We start from the raw sequence: 15,621 nt of genomic DNA, 5'->3' as shown, positions 1-15,621 counted from the left end.
TATCTCAGATATGAGATCGCACCTCTCAGGGGGGCCATTCGGGTGACGGCCTGTCAACGACTCCTGGGGGTACGGGTACGACGCCATCCGAAAGGTCCGGGCAAATCCATCGATGTCGTACGACGCCCGGTGCTGCTGTGGGTGTGTCGCGGGCCGTGGTCCCCGCCGGTGGTGAGGGACCAGGAGTGCCGGTTGATGTTCAGGCGCACCCCGGGCAGGATGCGGAAGCTCTTGCGGAACGTGAGCGGCGCGGATGTCTCCTTCCGTCGGACACCGGGAGAACCCCGGTGTCCGACGGATACCCCCGCTCGCCGGTGGAATGGCACGGCGGACGCCGCCGCCGTCGCGCCCGCCGCGGCGAAGCGGCACGGAAGCCGTCCCGTGGGTTTCCTCCACCGGCCACCGGCCACCGGCCACCGGCCACCGGCCACCGGCCACCGGCCACCGGCCACCGGCCACCGGCCACCGGCCACCGGTCGCCGGCCACCGGTCGCCGGCCACCGGCCGCCGGCCGCCGGCCGCCGGGCGCTGCGCTCCGGCCGACTGGCCGACTGGCCGACCGATCGACTGGCCGTTCGCCTGTCCGGCCGGCCGGCCCGCCCGTCCGGCCTTGCCGGCCCGGCGGCCGGCCGGCCCGTGCGGGACCGGTGCCGGCCGTGCGGGAGCCCTCCGTGGCGCGCCCCGGGGAAGCCGGGCATGACCATTCGCGCCCCATGTACTAGAGTTATCTCGACATCGAGATATCTGCCGAGGCGCACCGTAGCCGCCACTCCGGTAAGGGTTGCCTAACTTAGCCTGGCCTCACCGGATCGGCCAAGCCGGCGTGGCGGCACGATTGACGGTGGTACGCGCACATCAATGAAGGAGACTGTCGTGTCGGCGAACAGCTTCGACGCCCGCAGCACGCTGCAGGTGGGCGACGAGTCGTACGAGATCTTCCGGCTGGACAAGGTGGAGGGTTCGGCCCGCCTGCCGTACAGCCTCAAGGTCCTGCTGGAGAACCTGCTCCGCACGGAGGACGGCGCGAACATCACCGCCGACCACATCCGCGCCCTCGGCACCTGGGACTCCCAGGCCCAGCCGTCCCAGGAGATCCAGTTCACGCCGGCCCGCGTGATCATGCAGGACTTCACCGGCGTCCCCTGCGTCGTGGACCTCGCGACCATGCGCGAGGCCGTCAAGGAGCTGGGCGGCGACCCGGCGAAGATCAACCCGCTGGCGCCGGCCGAGCTGGTCATCGACCACTCCGTCATCGCCGACAAGTTCGGCACCAACGACGCCTTCAAGCAGAACGTCGACCTGGAGTACGGCCGCAACAAGGAGCGCTACCAGTTCCTGCGCTGGGGCCAGACCGCCTTCGACGAGTTCAAGGTCGTCCCGCCGGGCACCGGCATCGTCCACCAGGTGAACATCGAGCACCTGGCCCGTGTCGTGATGGTCCGCGACGGCAAGGCCTACCCGGACACCCTGGTCGGCACCGACTCGCACACCACCATGGTCAACGGCCTCGGCGTCCTCGGCTGGGGCGTCGGCGGCATCGAGGCCGAGGCCGCCATGCTCGGCCAGCCGGTCTCCATGCTCATCCCGCGCGTCGTCGGCTTCAAGCTCACCGGTGAGCTGCAGCCCGGCACCACCGCCACCGACCTCGTGCTCACCATCACCGAGATGCTCCGCAAGCACGGTGTGGTCGGCAAGTTCGTGGAGTTCTACGGCGAGGGCGTGGCGGCCACCTCCCTGGCCAACCGCGCCACCATCGGCAACATGTCCCCGGAGTTCGGCTCCACCGCCGCGATCTTCCCGATCGACGACGAGACCCTGAACTACCTGCGCCTGACCGGCCGTTCGGAGCAGCAGGTCGCGCTCGTCGAGGCCTACGCCAAGCAGCAGGGCCTCTGGCTGGACCCGCAGGCCGAGCCGGACTTCTCCGAGAAGCTCGAACTGGACCTGTCCACGGTCGTCCCGTCCATCGCCGGCCCGAAGCGCCCGCAGGACCGCATCGAACTCTCCGCCGCCGCCGAGCAGTTCAACAGCGACGTGCTCAACTACGTGCAGGCCGGCATCACCGGCGGCGACGACCGCGAGCCGGGCGTCCCGGCGCAGGAGAAGCCGCACGGCGTCGAGTCCCCGGTCGACGAGGCGAGCGCCGAGTCCTTCCCGGCCAGCGACGCCCCCGCCTACGGCCACCAGGAGAACGGCGCCGGCGCCCCGCGGCACTCCGCCGTCGTGCCCGGCCCCGGCCCGTCCAACCCGGTCTCCGTCACCGCCCCCGACGGCACGAGCTACGAGCTGGACCACGGTGCGGTGACGGTCGCCGCCATCACCTCCTGCACCAACACCTCCAACCCGTACGTCATGGTCGCCGCCGCCCTGGTGGCCAAGAAGGCGGTCGAGAAGGGCCTGACCCGCAAGCCGTGGGTCAAGACCACGCTCGCCCCGGGTTCCAAGGTCGTCACCGACTACTTCGAGAAGGCGGGCCTGACGCCGTACCTCGACAAGGTCGGCTTCAACCTCGTCGGCTACGGCTGCACCACCTGCATCGGCAACTCCGGCCCGCTGCCGGAGGAGGTCTCCCAGGCCGTCAACGACAACGACCTCGCCGTCGTCTCGGTCCTCTCCGGCAACCGGAACTTCGAGGGCCGCATCAACCCCGACGTCAAGATGAACTACCTGGCGTCCCCGCCGCTGGTCGTCGCGTACGCCCTCGCGGGCTCCATGAAGGTGGACATCACCCGTGACGCCCTGGGCACCGACCAGGACGGCAACCCGGTCCACCTGAAGGACATCTGGCCCTCCGAGGCCGAGGTCAACGAGGTCGTGGCGAGCGCCATCGGCGAGGACATGTTCACCAAGTCCTACGCCGACGTCTTCGCGGGCGACGCCCAGTGGCAGGCGCTCCCGGTCCCGACCGGCGACACCTTTGAGTGGGACCCGGAGTCCACCTACGTCCGCAAGCCCCCGTACTTCGAGGGCATGGGCACGCAGCCGGCCCCGGTCGAGGACATCTCCGGCGCCCGGGTCCTGGCCAAGCTGGGCGACTCGGTCACCACCGACCACATCTCCCCGGCCGGCGCCATCAAGGCCGACACCCCGGCGGGCAAGTACCTCACCGAGCACGGTGTGGAGCGCCGTGACTTCAACTCCTACGGCTCGCGCCGGGGCAACCACGAGGTCATGATCCGCGGCACGTTCGCCAACATCCGCCTGCGCAACCAGATCGCGCCGGGCACCGAGGGCGGCTACACCCGCGACTTCACGCAGGACGGCGGTCCGGTCTCCTTCATCTACGACGCCTCCCGCAACTACATCGAGCAGGGCGTCCCGCTGGTCGTCCTGGCCGGCAAGGAGTACGGCTCGGGCTCGTCCCGCGACTGGGCGGCCAAGGGCACCGCGCTGCTCGGCGTCAAGGCCGTCATCGCCGAGTCCTACGAGCGCATCCACCGCTCGAACCTCATCGGCATGGGCGTCCTGCCGCTGCAGTTCCCGGAGGGCGACTCCGCCGAGTCGCTCGGCCTGACCGGCGAGGAGACCTTCTCCGTCTCCGGCGTGACCGAGCTGAACGACGGCACCACGCCGCGCACCGTCAAGGTCACCACCGACACCGGTGTCGAGTTCGACGCGGTCGTCCGCATCGACACCCCCGGTGAGGCCGACTACTACCGCAACGGCGGCATCATGCAGTACGTGCTGCGCAGCCTGATCCGCAAGTAAGCGCGCGGGCGAGCGGTACGGCGGCGGAGGGCCGCACCCCCGGCGGGGTGCGGCCCTCCGCCCTGTCCGGGGTGCGGGCCGGACGGCGCCGGTCACCCACCGCCACGGCGCCCGGCCGGTGTCCCGGGGGCGGCGCGATGCGCTCACGGCCCCGTCACCGCGCGCCGCCTCCACGGGCACGCGGTGACGGGAGCGCTCCCCGGCACGGTGCACCGCGGCCCGCCGCACGGAGCAGCCCCGTCACGCGTCCTGCGGTGGGGGCGCGCCTGGCCGGAAACGAACGACGCAGCCGCCCCCGCCCGGGGGCGGGAGCGGCTCGGGGCGGATCCGGGAGCGGTACGCACCGGATCGGCGAACCGGGCGGGCGAGGGAGGTCCGGACGCCCGGCCGGATGGTGCTGGCTTGTGGGACACAAGGCGCGCGACAACGTTGTCTTGTGTTCTGTACATGACTCTACCGTCTCAACGGACAACGATGTCAAGCCATTCGGGACGGCCCGGCCCGGCGGCCCGGCCGTGCGCCCGCGCAGGCGCACGCGGTCTTCCGCGGCGCGGGTGGCACGGGTTACTGTCCCTGCGGCTTGTGTGACCCGTGGTGCGCGACCCGTCCGTGAGGAGGAAGGGCCGCGTCATGCGATTCCGACCGACGTCCCTGCTGCTGGCCGCGGTGCTCGCGACCGGCGGCGCCACCCCCGCCCTGGCGGCGACCGCCGCACCCCCCGACCTCGTCAAGGACCCGACGGCGTACGTCGATCCGCTGATCGGCACCAAGAACGGCGGCAACGTCTTCCCGGGCGCCGTCGTGCCCTTCGGCATGCTCTCGTGGAGTCCGGAGAACACGCGCGGCGACGCGACGAGAACGGCCGCGCCCGGCGGCTACCAGTACGACGCCACCCGCATCCGCGGCTTCAGCCTGACCCACATGTCCGGCACCGGCTGCGCGGGCGGCAGCGGCGACATCCCGTTCTTCCCGTACGCGGGCGAGGTGACCTCGTCCCCGGCGAGCGACACCAAGGACGCCGTCTACGCCTCCGACTTCAGCCACTCCGACGAGACCGCCGAGCCCGGCCACTACAAGGTGGGCCTGGCCTCCGGCATCACCGCCGACCTCACCGCGACCGCCCGCACGGGCTCGGCCCGCTTCACCTACCCGGCCGGCAAACCGGCCTCGTTGCTGGTCCGCACCGCCAACTCCGAGGTGGGCTCCGAGGATTCCTCGGTCACCATCGACCCGCGGACCCGCACGATCTCCGGCTCGGTCACCTCCGGCAACTTCTGCGGCTACCTCGACCCCGAAGGCCAGCGCTCCTACTACACGCTGTACTTCACCGCCCGCTTCGACCGCGCCTTCACGGCCACCGGCACCTGGCAGGACGACCGGCTCAGCCCGGGCTCCCGGAAGGCGTCCGGAGGCACCGGCGGCTTCTCCCGGGGCGGCCTGCCCGTCGCGGGCAAGGGCGCCGGCGGCTACGTCCGGTTCGCGCCGGGCTCCGGACCGGTGAACGCCAAGGTCGGCATCTCCTACGTCAGCCGGGCGGCCGCCGAGGCCAACCTGCGGGCGGAGAACCCGGCGCGGAAGTCCTTCGGCGCCGTCGAGGACGCGGCCCGCCGCGCCTGGCGCGACCGCCTGGCCGCCGTCCGGGTCGGCGGCGGCTCGGACACCGACCGCACCACCTTCTACACCGCCCTCTACCACTCCCTGCTGCACCCCAACGTCATCAGCGACGCCGACGGCCGCTACCGGGGCAGCGACGGCAAGGTGCACCGCGTGGGCCGCGGCCACCGCGCCCAGTACGGCACCTTCTCCGGCTGGGACGTCTACCGCGACCAGGTGCAACTGCTGACCCTCCTCGACCCGCGCACCGGCTCCGACATCGCCCAGTCCCTGTACGAACTGGCCCGGCAGAACGGCGGGACCTGGGACCGCTGGCTGCACGGCGCGAGCGGCACCCACGTCATGAACGGCGACCCGTCGCCCACCGCGCTGGCCGGCATCCGGGCCTTCGGCGGCACGGACTTCGACCTGCGCGGCGCCCTGGACTCCCTGGTGAAGGCGGCGACCGTACCGACGGAGCAGGACCTGTCGGCGGCCGGCAAGCCGGTGCTGTCGGCGGGCCAGCGCCCCTCCCTGGACAAGTACCTCAAGCTGCACTACATGCCCAGCGTCTCCAACGCCTGGGGCGGGGCCGCCGAGACGCTGGAGATGTCCACGGCCGACTTCTCCCTCTCCCAGCTCGCCGCGGCGGCGGGGCGCAAGGACACGGCGGACGCCTTCGCCCGCCGCGCCCAGTGGTGGCAGAACAACTTCAACATCGCCGCCGACCCGAGCGGCGGCTACATCGCCAACCGCAAGGCCGACGGCAGCTGGGTCACCGGCTTCACCCCGGACACCGGCAACGGCTTCGTGGAGGGCACGGCCGCCCAGTACACCTGGATGGTCCAGCACGACCCCGCCGGGCTCTTCGCGGCGATGGGCGGCACCGACAAGGCCCTCGCCCGGCTCGACTCCTTCTTCCACACCTCCGACGGCGGCTGGGCCTTCACCGGCACCGGCGGCACCAAGTCCGAGATGGACAACGAGCCGTCCATCAACGTGCCCTACCTGTACGACTACGCGGGTGCCCCCTACAAGACGCAGGAGACCGTCCGGGCGGCGATGCGGCAGCTGTGGTCGACCCGGCCCGAGGGCATCCCGGGCAACGACGACCTCGGCGCGATGTCGGCCTGGTACGTCTTCTCCGCGCTCGGCATGTACCCGCAGGTCCCCTCCCGCGCCGAACTCGTCCTCGCCTCCCCGCTGTTCGAGCGGGTGGAGATCCACCGCCCGCGCGGCAACGACATCTCCATCCACGCGGGCGGAGCGGCGGCCGGCGCGCCCTACGTCCGGTCCCTGAAGGTCGACGGCCGCACCAGCGACCGGCCCTGGCTGCCGGCCTCCTTCGTCCGGGACGGCGGCCGCCTGGACTACACCCTGTCCGGCACCGCCGACCGCGCCTGGGGCGCCGGTTCCCCGCCGCCCTCCTTCCGGCAGGGCGAGCAGCCCTACCAGATCGGCGTCGGACCCACCGCCGCCACGGTCGCCCCCGGTGACAGCACGAAGATCGACATCCGCGCGCTGGCGCTGGGCGGCGGCACCGGGCCCGAGGTCCGCTTCCGGGTGGAGACCCCCGCGGGGGTCACCGCCTCGCCCGCCGAGGGGACCGTCACCGACGGCTCGCAGCAGATCACGCTCGGCGCGGCCGAGGACGCCGCCCAGGGCTTCTACGACGTCAAGGTCACGGTGACCTCGGACGGCACCTCCTACGAGCAGCCGGTCGCGCTCACCGTGGCCGCACCGGGCACCCTGCTCGCCGCCTACGACAACACCGGTGTCTCGGACGACGAGGGCGACCACGACGAGGCCGACTACGACGGCGGTGGCTGGAGCTACTCCCGCCAGGCCCTCGCGGCGGCCGGCCTCGCCCCGGGCGAGCGGCACACGGCCGACGGCCTCGCCTTCACCTGGCCCGGCTCGCCCGCCGGCCGCCCGGACAACGCCTCCGCGTCCGGCCAGACCATCGAACTGGCCGAACCGGCGAGCGCGTTGTCGTTCATCGGCAGCGCCGTCAACGGCAACCAGCAGACCAAGGCCACCGTCACCTACACCGACGGCACCACCGGCACGGCCGACCTCTCCTTCACCGACTGGACCGTCGGCGGCGGGGGCGGCACCGTCCAGTACGGTAACGAGGTCGTCGCGAAGACCTCGTACCGCAATGTCGCCGGCGCCGACAAGGACCCGGTGGCGACCTACGTCTTCGCCACCGAGCCGTTCACCGCGCCGGACGGCAAGGCCGTCAGGAGCGTCCGGCTCCCGCGCGACACGGACCTGCACGTGTTCGCCCTGGCCACGAGCTGAGCGCTCGGCCATGAGCTGAGCGGAGCGCACGGCACGAAGGGGCGGGTCCCGAACGGGACCCGCCCCTTCCCCGTGCCCGTGCCGCGTCAGGCCAGCAGTTCCACCTCCGCGAGCGTCGACTCGCCGTCGAGCACCAGGCGGTACTCGGCGTACGCGCCCGGCTCGGCGATGGTGAACGCCCTGGTCTGCCGGTCCCACCGGAACGACTCGCCGGAGCGGTGGTCCAGCGTCTTCCAGGTCGTGCCGTCCGCCGAGCCCTGCAGGGTCCAGCCGGTCGGCGCCTTCGTGTGGTCGGCCGCCGAGGTCAGCGTGTACTGGACGGGCTCGGCCGTGCCCTGCGTCGGCAGGTCCACCGAGGTGACCGCCGCGCTCGTCGCCGACGTGTTGTCGAACAGGGCGCCGTCACCCTTGAGCACGTCCGCGCGCGGCGTGGGCACCCCGTCGTCCTGCGTGACGGAGGCCGGGGCGGCGTTCTTGCCCGTGCCCCACCTGGAGGGCTCGGGGCCCATGGCGAACTCCAGCACCCCGCCCCTGGCCAGCAGCGAGTGCGGCAGCGCCGTCGAGGTCCAGGCCCGGCCGTTGACCTTCACGCCCTGCACGTAGATGTTCTTCGTGCTGTTGCGGGGTGCCTTGACGACCAGGTCCCGGCCGTTCTCCAGGTGCACGGTCGCCTTCTTGAACAGCGGGGAGCCGATGGCGTACTCGCCGCCGCCCATGACCAGCGGGTAGAAGCCGAGCGAGGAGAACAGGTACCAGGCCGACTGCTCGCCGTTGTCCTCGTCGCCGTGGTAGCCCTGCCCGATCTCGCTGCCGGTGTAGAGGCGGGACAGCGCCTCGCGGACGTTCGCCTGCGCCTTCCAGGGCTCGCCGGCCGCGTCGTACATGTAGATCACGTGGTGGGCGACCTGGTTGGAGTGGCCGTACATGCCCATCCGGACGTCGCGCGCCTCGGTCATCTCGTGGATGACACCGCCGTAGGAGCCGACGAAGTCCGGCGAGGCCGTCTCCGGCGTGGCGAAGTACTCGTCGAGCTTCTCCGCGAGGCCGGACCGGCCGCCGTACAGGTTGGCCAGGCCCCGGCTGTCCTGCGGGGCGGTGAAGGCGTAGCCCCAGCCGTTGGTCTCCGTGTAGTCGTAGCCCCACACGCGGGGGTCGTACTTGGCGGAGTCGACCCGCCAGTCGCCCTTGGCGTCGCGGCCCTGGAAGAAGCCCGCCTTGGAGTCGAACAGGTTCACGTAGTCCCGGGCGCGGTTGAGGAAGTACGCGGACTCCTCCTTGTAGCGCTTCTCACCGGTCTTCCGGTACAGCGCCTCGCCCATCTTGGCGATGCCGTAGTCGTTGACGTACCCCTCCATCGCCCACGACAGGCCCTCGCCCGTGTCGGTGCTGGTGTAGCCGAGGAAGGGCGAGGTGCTCATGCCCTTGCGGCCCACCCCGGAGGACGGCGGGACGACCGTCGCGTTCTTGACCGCCGCGTCGTACGCCGCCTTCGCGTCGAACTTCACGCCCTTGACGTAGGCGTCGGCGAAGGCCACGTCCGAGGAGGTGCCGGTCATCAGGTCGGCGTAACCGGGGGAGGACCAGCGCGAGGTCCAGCCGCCGTCCTTGTACTGCTGCACGAACCCGTCGACCATCTCACCGGCCTGGGAGGGCGTCAGCAGCGAGTAGGCGGGCCAGGTGGTCCGGTAGGTGTCCCAAAAGCCGTTGTTGACGTACACCTTGCCGTCGACGATCTTCGCACCGGTGTGCGTCGGCGTGTCCGGGCCCGGCATGGCGGAGAACGGCGAGGCGTACCGGTCCTTGCCGTCGACCTTCTCGAAGCCCGAGTTCGGGTACAGGTACAGCCGGTACATGCTGGAGTACAGCGTGGTCAGCTGGTCCGGGGTCGCGCCCTGCACCTCGACCTTGCCGAGCAGCCGGTCCCAGGCCCGCTGGGCGCGCGCCTCGACGGTGCCGAAGGACGTGCCGCCGGGGATCTCCTGGCGCAGGTTGTCCTTCGCCTGGTCCACGCTGATCAGGGAGGTCGCCAGCCGCAGCGTGACGGTGCGGTCGGCGCCCGCGTCGAAGCGCAGGTACCCCTTGACCCCGCTGGAGGTGCCGTCCGTCACCGGCTTGTCGAACTCGCCGTACACGAACAGCCGCGTGGCGCCGGTGGACAGCCCGGACTTCACGTCGGAGTAGCCGGTGACGGTCCCGTGCTCCTTGTCCAGGGTCAGGCCCGCCTGCTCGGTGACGTTGTCGAACACGACGCTCGCGTCGTCACCCGGGTAGGTGAAGCGCAGCGCGGCGGCGTGGTCCGTCGGGGCTATCTCCGCCTTCAGGCCGTTCTCGAAGCGGACCCCGTAGTAGTACGGCCGCGCGGTCTCGTTCTCGTGCCGGAAGGCCAGCTCCCGTGCCTCGCGGCCGGTGTCCGGGGTGCCGGACGCGGCCGAGGGCATCAGCTGGAAGGTCTGCCGGTCGCCCATCCAGGGGCTCGGCTCGTGGCTCGCGCTGAACGCCTGGACGGTGGGCAGGTTGTCCTCGTTGTTCGCACGTGCGTACTCGTACAGCCAGCTCAGCGACGACGCGTTGGTCACCGGCGTCCAGAAGTTGAACCCGTGCGGGAGCGCGGTCGCCGGGAAGTTGTTGCCCCGGGAGAAACTGCCGCTGGAGTTGGTGCCCCGGGTGGTCAGCGCGTAGTCCGACAGGTGCGCCTTGGGCTTCTGCGGTGCCAGGGCCCCGAGCACCACGTCGTCGATCCAGCCGCGGAACTTGGCCGGGCCGTCCGGCGAGTCGTACGCCAGCAGGATCCGGTCGACGGTCTTGCCGGCCGCCACTGAGCCGATCCGCGAGGACACGTTGTTCCACTGGTTGACGTACAGCACCTTCGCGTCGCCCTGCCCGCGCGGTGTCAGCGGGAAACCGTGCTGGTCGAGCGCGCCCAGGTCGCTGAGGTAGGTGCCGTCGGTGAAGGCGAGGTCGACGGAGACGTTGGTGGCGTCGTAGTCGCGGTCGCCGTCGGCCATCGACGGGAAGACGCGGTACGACAGTCCGGTGTCGCGGCCGACCTTCACGTTCACGTCGAAGACCTTGTTGTACGAGTAGGCTCGGCCGCCGGCGGTGTGCCGTCCGGCGTAGCGCAGGGCCCGCTTCCCGGTGAAACCGGCCCCCGACTTGGCCGTCGGCGAACCGCTCGGGCCCTTGTCGACCAGGGACAGCATGTCCTGCGGCACCGGGCCGCCCGTACCGCCGGTCGAGAACTGCACGTCGGCGAGTTGCAGCACGCCCGACGCGCCGTTGTTCTTCGTCACGTTCAGCCGGAAGTGCTGGTACTCGGCCGGCTCGGCGAGGTCGTAGGACTTCGTCTGGAACCGCTCCGGGAAGGACTCGCCGGAGCGGCTGTCGAGCGTCTTCCAGTCCTTGCCGTCCGCCGAGCCCTGGAGCGTCCAGTCCCGCGGGTCGCGCTCGGCGTAGTCGTTGGCCGACGTCAGCGCGTACGTCACCAGTTTGACGGGCCGGTCCAGGTCGAACTCGGCCCAGCCGGTGGACGCGAAGGCCAGCCACTTGGTGCCGGGTTCGCCGTCGACGAGGTTCTCCTTCACCTCGCCCGCCGGCGCGTTCTCGCCGCTGGCCCGCACGTCGGTGACGTGGTCCGTCACGTTGCCCGGAATGCCGGTACTGTAACCACCGTCCACGCCCGAGGCGCGCTTGCTCCCGTCCGGCCCCGTGTCCACGGTGTTCAGCCAGTCCGGTGCCGGATCGTCCGCCTCGAACGAGGATGCGAACTCCCGGTCCGCGGCCCGCGCCTTGGCCGGCAGGGCGACCGCTGCGCCCTGGGTGCCGACGGCCATGGCGAAGGCGGCCGTGAGGACGACCGCCGGGCCCCATCTGTGCCGCGTTCTTCGCTGCATTTACGGATTCCCCTCACTGCGACCGCTCTGGACAACGTTGTCAACGTCGGTGCGCAGGAACTAGTAGGGCGTCAATTGGCCCATGGTGTCAAGGGTGTTGGGTGTGGCATTCAGGGGCCTATGTCGGGAATTTCCCCCACGTGACACTCATCGGCCTCTCATGTTCCCGCGAGGGCTCGGAGAGGACCCGGGACCGGTCCCGCGTTCGGCCCCGCCCCGCCGGCCGGAACCGGACCGCGCCCGTCGGCGCCTCCCCGCGCGCCCCGCACCGTCCGCCCGCGGTGCCGGGGAGGGCCCGGTCCACCGCCCGAGTCCCGCGGCGGGGCGAGGACATGGGCACGGGTCCACTTCCGCACCACCCGGCTCCACGGGCGTCGGCCGACGTGGCCGGACCGAGCGGTCCGCCGGGGACCCACTCGGCGCCGACGACGCCGCCGGCGTGGAACCCGCCCTCTTCGGCGGCGGCGGTTCCGGCAGGGACCAGCCGGCGGACCCCGCCGCGCTGCCGGGCGCGCTGGACGGGGGGTGCCCGCAGGCCTGGGACGGGACGTCCGCGGTCCGCGGGAAGGCCGGGAGGAAGGGCGCGGCGGGCAGCGCTCCGCCTGCCCCGGCAACCGCCTCCTCCACCACCTGTCCGCCGACGGCACGGGCTTCCCGGTCACGCCCGCACCGGTCCCGCTGTTCCGCGTCGTGAACGACACGGGTCTGCTGGACGCGGCCCACGGCCCGGTCCCGGCCCGCGCCGCCCGCCGCCGTTCACCGCCTCCTCCCCGGCGGCGTTCCCGCGCACCCCGCCCGCCTCGGCGGCGGGGGCGGCCTCCGCGGACGGCGCGTCCCGCGCCCCCTCTTCCGGCTCGTGCTCCCGACGGCCGGGCCGGGGCCGGTCGGCGCGGGGGTCCTCGGCCTCCCGGGGCAGTCGAACCGGTCCGTGCTCCCTGCGGTCCCGGGCACCGACCCCGGCAGGCGCGTCCTCGGCCCCGGCCGCACCGCGGCCGGTCCCTGCGCCCCGCCGGCCCCGCCGGGCATCCACCGGCGGTTCACCCGTACGGCCCCCTTCCGCCTCCCGGACCCGGCGGCGGAGCCGGCCTAGGTGCGCGGCCGCGGGTCCGGCCGGCCGCCCCGGTGGCCACCACGGGTCCGGCCGGGCCCGCCCGCCGGACCTCCGGAACCCGGCCGGGCCGGCCGTCGGCGGGCCCGCGCTTCACAGCTGCGATTCCCTCCGGGGCCGTCCGGCCCCGGTCACAACCCGGTCACGGTCCGCCTCCTGGATTCCGCTTCCGAACGAGCCGGGGACCATCGCGCACGGTTCCGCCCGCCGCCCCAACCCCCCTGCCGGACGCGCCCGCGGAGGCACACCCGCCCTGCTCGGGAGTGGCGCGGACGTGTCCGGGAGGTGTCCGGCGCGGGACGGGGGAAGCGAGAGCGATTTCCGTCAAGGACTTGACTGCGGTAACCCGTTCGGCACAGCTTGGAGTTCATAACTTGTAAGTGGCCCGGTTCCGCGGATGTGACCTGGGCCACGGGTGGCACAGGGGCCGCCCGGCCGAGGCGGGAGTGGATGGGTCGATGGAGACTCCGGGGTCGCAGTCGTCGCTGCACCGAGCCAACCTGGAACGAGTCGTACGGGCGGTGCGGCTGGCCGGGTCGCTCACGCAGGCGGAGATCGCGCGCACGACCGGCCTGTCCGCCGCGACGGTCTCCAACATCGTGCGGGAGCTGAAGGACGGCGGCACCGTCGAGGTCACGCCCACGTCGGCCGGCGGCCGGCGGGCCCGCAGCGTGTCGCTGAGCGGGGACGCCGGCATCGTGATCGGCGTCGACTTCGGACACACGCACCTGCGCGTCGCGATCGGGAACCTCGCGCACCAGGTGCTGGCCGAGGAATCCGAGCCGCTGGACGTGGACGCCTCCTCCACGCAGGGCTTCGACCGGGCGGAGGAGCTGGTCAACCGCCTGATCGAGGCCACCGGGGTGGACCGGTCCAAGGTCGCGGGCGTGGGGCTCGGCGTGCCCGGCCCGATCGACGTGGAGTCGGGCACCCTCGGGTCCACCGCGATCCTGCCCGGCTGGGGCGGCACCAGGCCCGCCGAGGAACTGCACGAGCGGCTCGGCGTGCCCGTGCACGTGGACAACGACGCCAACCTCGGCGCCCTCGGCGAACTCGTCTGGGGCAGCGGCAGGGGCGTCCGCGACCTCGCCTACATCAAGGTCGCCAGCGGGGTCGGCGCCGGCCTGGTGATCAACGGGAGGATCTACCGCGGCCCGGGCGGCACCGCCGGCGAGATCGGTCACATCACGCTCGACGAGGCCGGCCCGGTCTGCCGCTGCGGCAACCGCGGCTGCCTGGAGACGTTCACGGCCGCGCGGTACGTGCTCCCGCTGCTCCAGCCCAGCCACGGCACCGGTCTGACGCTGGAGGGCGTCGTGCGGCTGGCCAGGGACGGGGACCCGGGCTGCCGCCGCGTGGTCGCCGACGTCGGCCGCCACATCGGCAGCGGAGTGGCCAATTTGTGCAACCTGCTGAACCCGAGCCGGGTGGTCCTGGGCGGCGACCTCGCCGAGGCCGGGGAGCTGGTGCTCGCACCCATCAGGGAGTCCGTCGGCCGCTACGCCATCCCCAGCGCGGCGCGTCAACTGTCCGTTCTCCCAGGGGCACTTGGGGGACGCGCGGAGGTCCTCGGCGCACTGGCGCTGGCCCTGAGCGAGATGGGTGATTCGACCCTTCTGGACGGCTCTGCGGTAGGCGCCCTGCCCGTCACTACCCCTGCCTTCACTTAGAAAACGGATGGCACCGTTGCCATCTCGTTAAGGATTTACTTCTTGACGTCGCACGTGTGGCCGAGTTGACTTCCAGCCACCTCGGCCGCAACGACGCGGCCTCGTCAGGGAGGTTTCTGAAGTGAACACGCGTATGCGTCGTGCGGCTTTCGCCGTTGCTGCTGGTGCCATGGCCGTCTCGCTCGCCGCCTGCGGCTCCGCCAAGGAGTCCAGTGGGGGCTCCGCCAAGGAGTCCGGCAGTGCGAAGAAGGGTGACGACATCAAGGTGGGTCTGCTCCTGCCGGAGAACCAGACCGCCCGTTACGAGAAGTTCGACCGCCCGCTGATCGAGAAGAAGGTCGCGGAGCTGACGAACAACAAGGGCAAGGTCGTCTACGCCAACGCCAAGCAGGACGCCAGCCTGCAGAACCAGCAGGTCGAGACCATGATCACCAACAAGGTGGACGTGCTGATCGTCGACGCCGTGGACGCGGCCGCCATCAGGAGCTCGGTCCAGAAGGCGAAGGACGCCGGCATCCCGGTCGTCGCCTACGACCGCCTGGCGCAGGGCCCGATCGACGCCTACACCTCGTTCGACAACGTGACCGTCGGCAAGACCCAGGGCGAGGCGCTGCTGAAGGCGCTCGGCTCCAAGGCCAAGTCCGGCAAGATCGTCATGATGAACGGCTCCTCCACCGACCCCAACGCCGCGCAGTTCAAGCAGGGCGCCCACGAGGTGCTCGACGGCAAGGTGAACATCGGCAAGGAGTACGACACCAAGGAGTGGAAGCCGGAGAACGCCAACTCCAACATGGAGGGTGCCATCTCCGCGCTCGGCAAGAAGAACATCGTCGGCGTCTACTCCGCCAACGACGGCATGGCCGGCGGTATCATCACCGCCCTGAAGGCCGCCGGCATCTCCGTGCCGGTCACCGGCCAGGACGCGGAACTCGCGGGCGTGCAGCGCATCGTCGCCGGTCAGCAGTTCATGAGCGTCTACAAGCCGTACGCCCCCGAGGCCGCCGCGGCCGCCGAGATGGCCGTCGACCTGGCCCAGGGCAAGGCGCTCGACTCCGTCGCCAAGGACAAGGTCGACAGCCCCACCACCAAGGGCGTCCCGTCCGTCCTGGTCCCCGTCACCTCGCTGACCAAGGACAACATCAAGGACACGGTCATCAAGGACGGCGTCTACACTGTCGCCGACATCTGCACCGCGCAGTACAAGGCCGCCTGCGCCAAGATCGGCCTCAAGTAGGCGACGACCGCGCCCGCCCGCCGGGGCGGATTCGCCACTGAATCCCCCGGCCGGACCGGGCGCACCAAAGCTCCGCCGGCGTCCCGCGCATCAGACAGCCCCGCAAGCTCGTTG

Annotated in this window: 5 protein-coding genes and 1 pseudogene; 4 read left to right on the top strand and 2 right to left on the bottom strand. The window is 71.8% G+C overall.

Features of this window, described 5'->3' with window-relative positions; genetic code table 11:
- Positions 1 to 53: 53 nt before the first annotated feature.
- A pseudogene (locus tag QQY24_RS07120) lies at positions 54 to 248 on the bottom strand (DUF4236 domain-containing protein); the annotation flags it as partial.
- A 625-nt stretch (positions 249 to 873) separates the two neighbouring features.
- Here QQY24_RS07120 and QQY24_RS07115 point away from each other — a divergent pair.
- Together QQY24_RS07115 and QQY24_RS07110 are read left to right on the top strand one after the other, a co-directional pair.
- A complete protein-coding gene (locus QQY24_RS07115; RefSeq protein WP_301971829.1) occupies positions 874 to 3,708 on the top strand; it encodes an aconitate hydratase in 2,835 nt (944 codons plus the stop codon).
- Between the two features lie 630 nt (positions 3,709 to 4,338).
- Complete coding sequence (locus QQY24_RS07110; RefSeq protein ID WP_301971828.1) at positions 4,339 to 7,605, top strand: GH92 family glycosyl hydrolase; 3,267 nt, start codon at positions 4,339 to 4,341, stop codon at positions 7,603 to 7,605.
- Positions 7,606 to 7,691: 86 nt separating this feature from the next.
- Here the strand turns inward: QQY24_RS07110 and QQY24_RS07105 are convergent, their stop codons facing one another.
- A complete protein-coding gene (locus tag QQY24_RS07105) occupies positions 7,692 to 11,495 on the bottom strand; it encodes a GH92 family glycosyl hydrolase (RefSeq protein ID WP_301971827.1) in 3,804 nt (1,267 codons plus the stop codon).
- 1,566 nt (positions 11,496 to 13,061) lie between these two features.
- Between QQY24_RS07105 and QQY24_RS07100 the strand changes: the two genes are divergently transcribed.
- Together QQY24_RS07100 and QQY24_RS07095 are read left to right on the top strand one after the other, a co-directional pair.
- Positions 13,062 to 14,273: an ROK family transcriptional regulator gene (locus tag QQY24_RS07100; RefSeq protein WP_301971826.1), complete on the top strand. Its 1,212-nt coding sequence runs from the start codon at positions 13,062 to 13,064 to the stop codon at positions 14,271 to 14,273.
- Positions 14,274 to 14,406: 133 nt separating this feature from the next.
- On the top strand, positions 14,407 to 15,507 hold the full coding sequence (locus QQY24_RS07095) for a substrate-binding domain-containing protein (protein ID WP_301971825.1): 1,101 nt from the start codon (positions 14,407 to 14,409) through the stop codon (positions 15,505 to 15,507).
- The last annotated feature ends 114 nt before the right edge of the window (positions 15,508 to 15,621 follow it).

Source organism: Streptomyces sp. TG1A-8 (genome assembly GCF_030499535.1).
Taxonomy (GTDB): domain Bacteria; phylum Actinomycetota; class Actinomycetes; order Streptomycetales; family Streptomycetaceae; genus Streptomyces.
Note: the sequence above shows the minus strand (reverse complement) of the source record. Positions and strands in the feature narration are given on the sequence as shown.

What these genes read in the sequence shown, in the direction of transcription:
- QQY24_RS07100 (WP_301971826.1), top strand. Translation starts at nt 13,062, where the DNA reads ATGGAGACTCCGGGGTCGCAGTCGTCGCTGCACCGAGCCAACCTGGAA.
- QQY24_RS07105 (WP_301971827.1), bottom strand. Translation starts at nt 11,495, where the DNA reads ATGCAGCGAAGAACGCGGCACAGATGGGGCCCGGCGGTCGTCCTCACG.
- QQY24_RS07110 (WP_301971828.1), top strand. Translation starts at nt 4,339, where the DNA reads ATGCGATTCCGACCGACGTCCCTGCTGCTGGCCGCGGTGCTCGCGACC.
- QQY24_RS07095 (WP_301971825.1), top strand. Translation starts at nt 14,407, where the DNA reads ATGCGTCGTGCGGCTTTCGCCGTTGCTGCTGGTGCCATGGCCGTCTCG.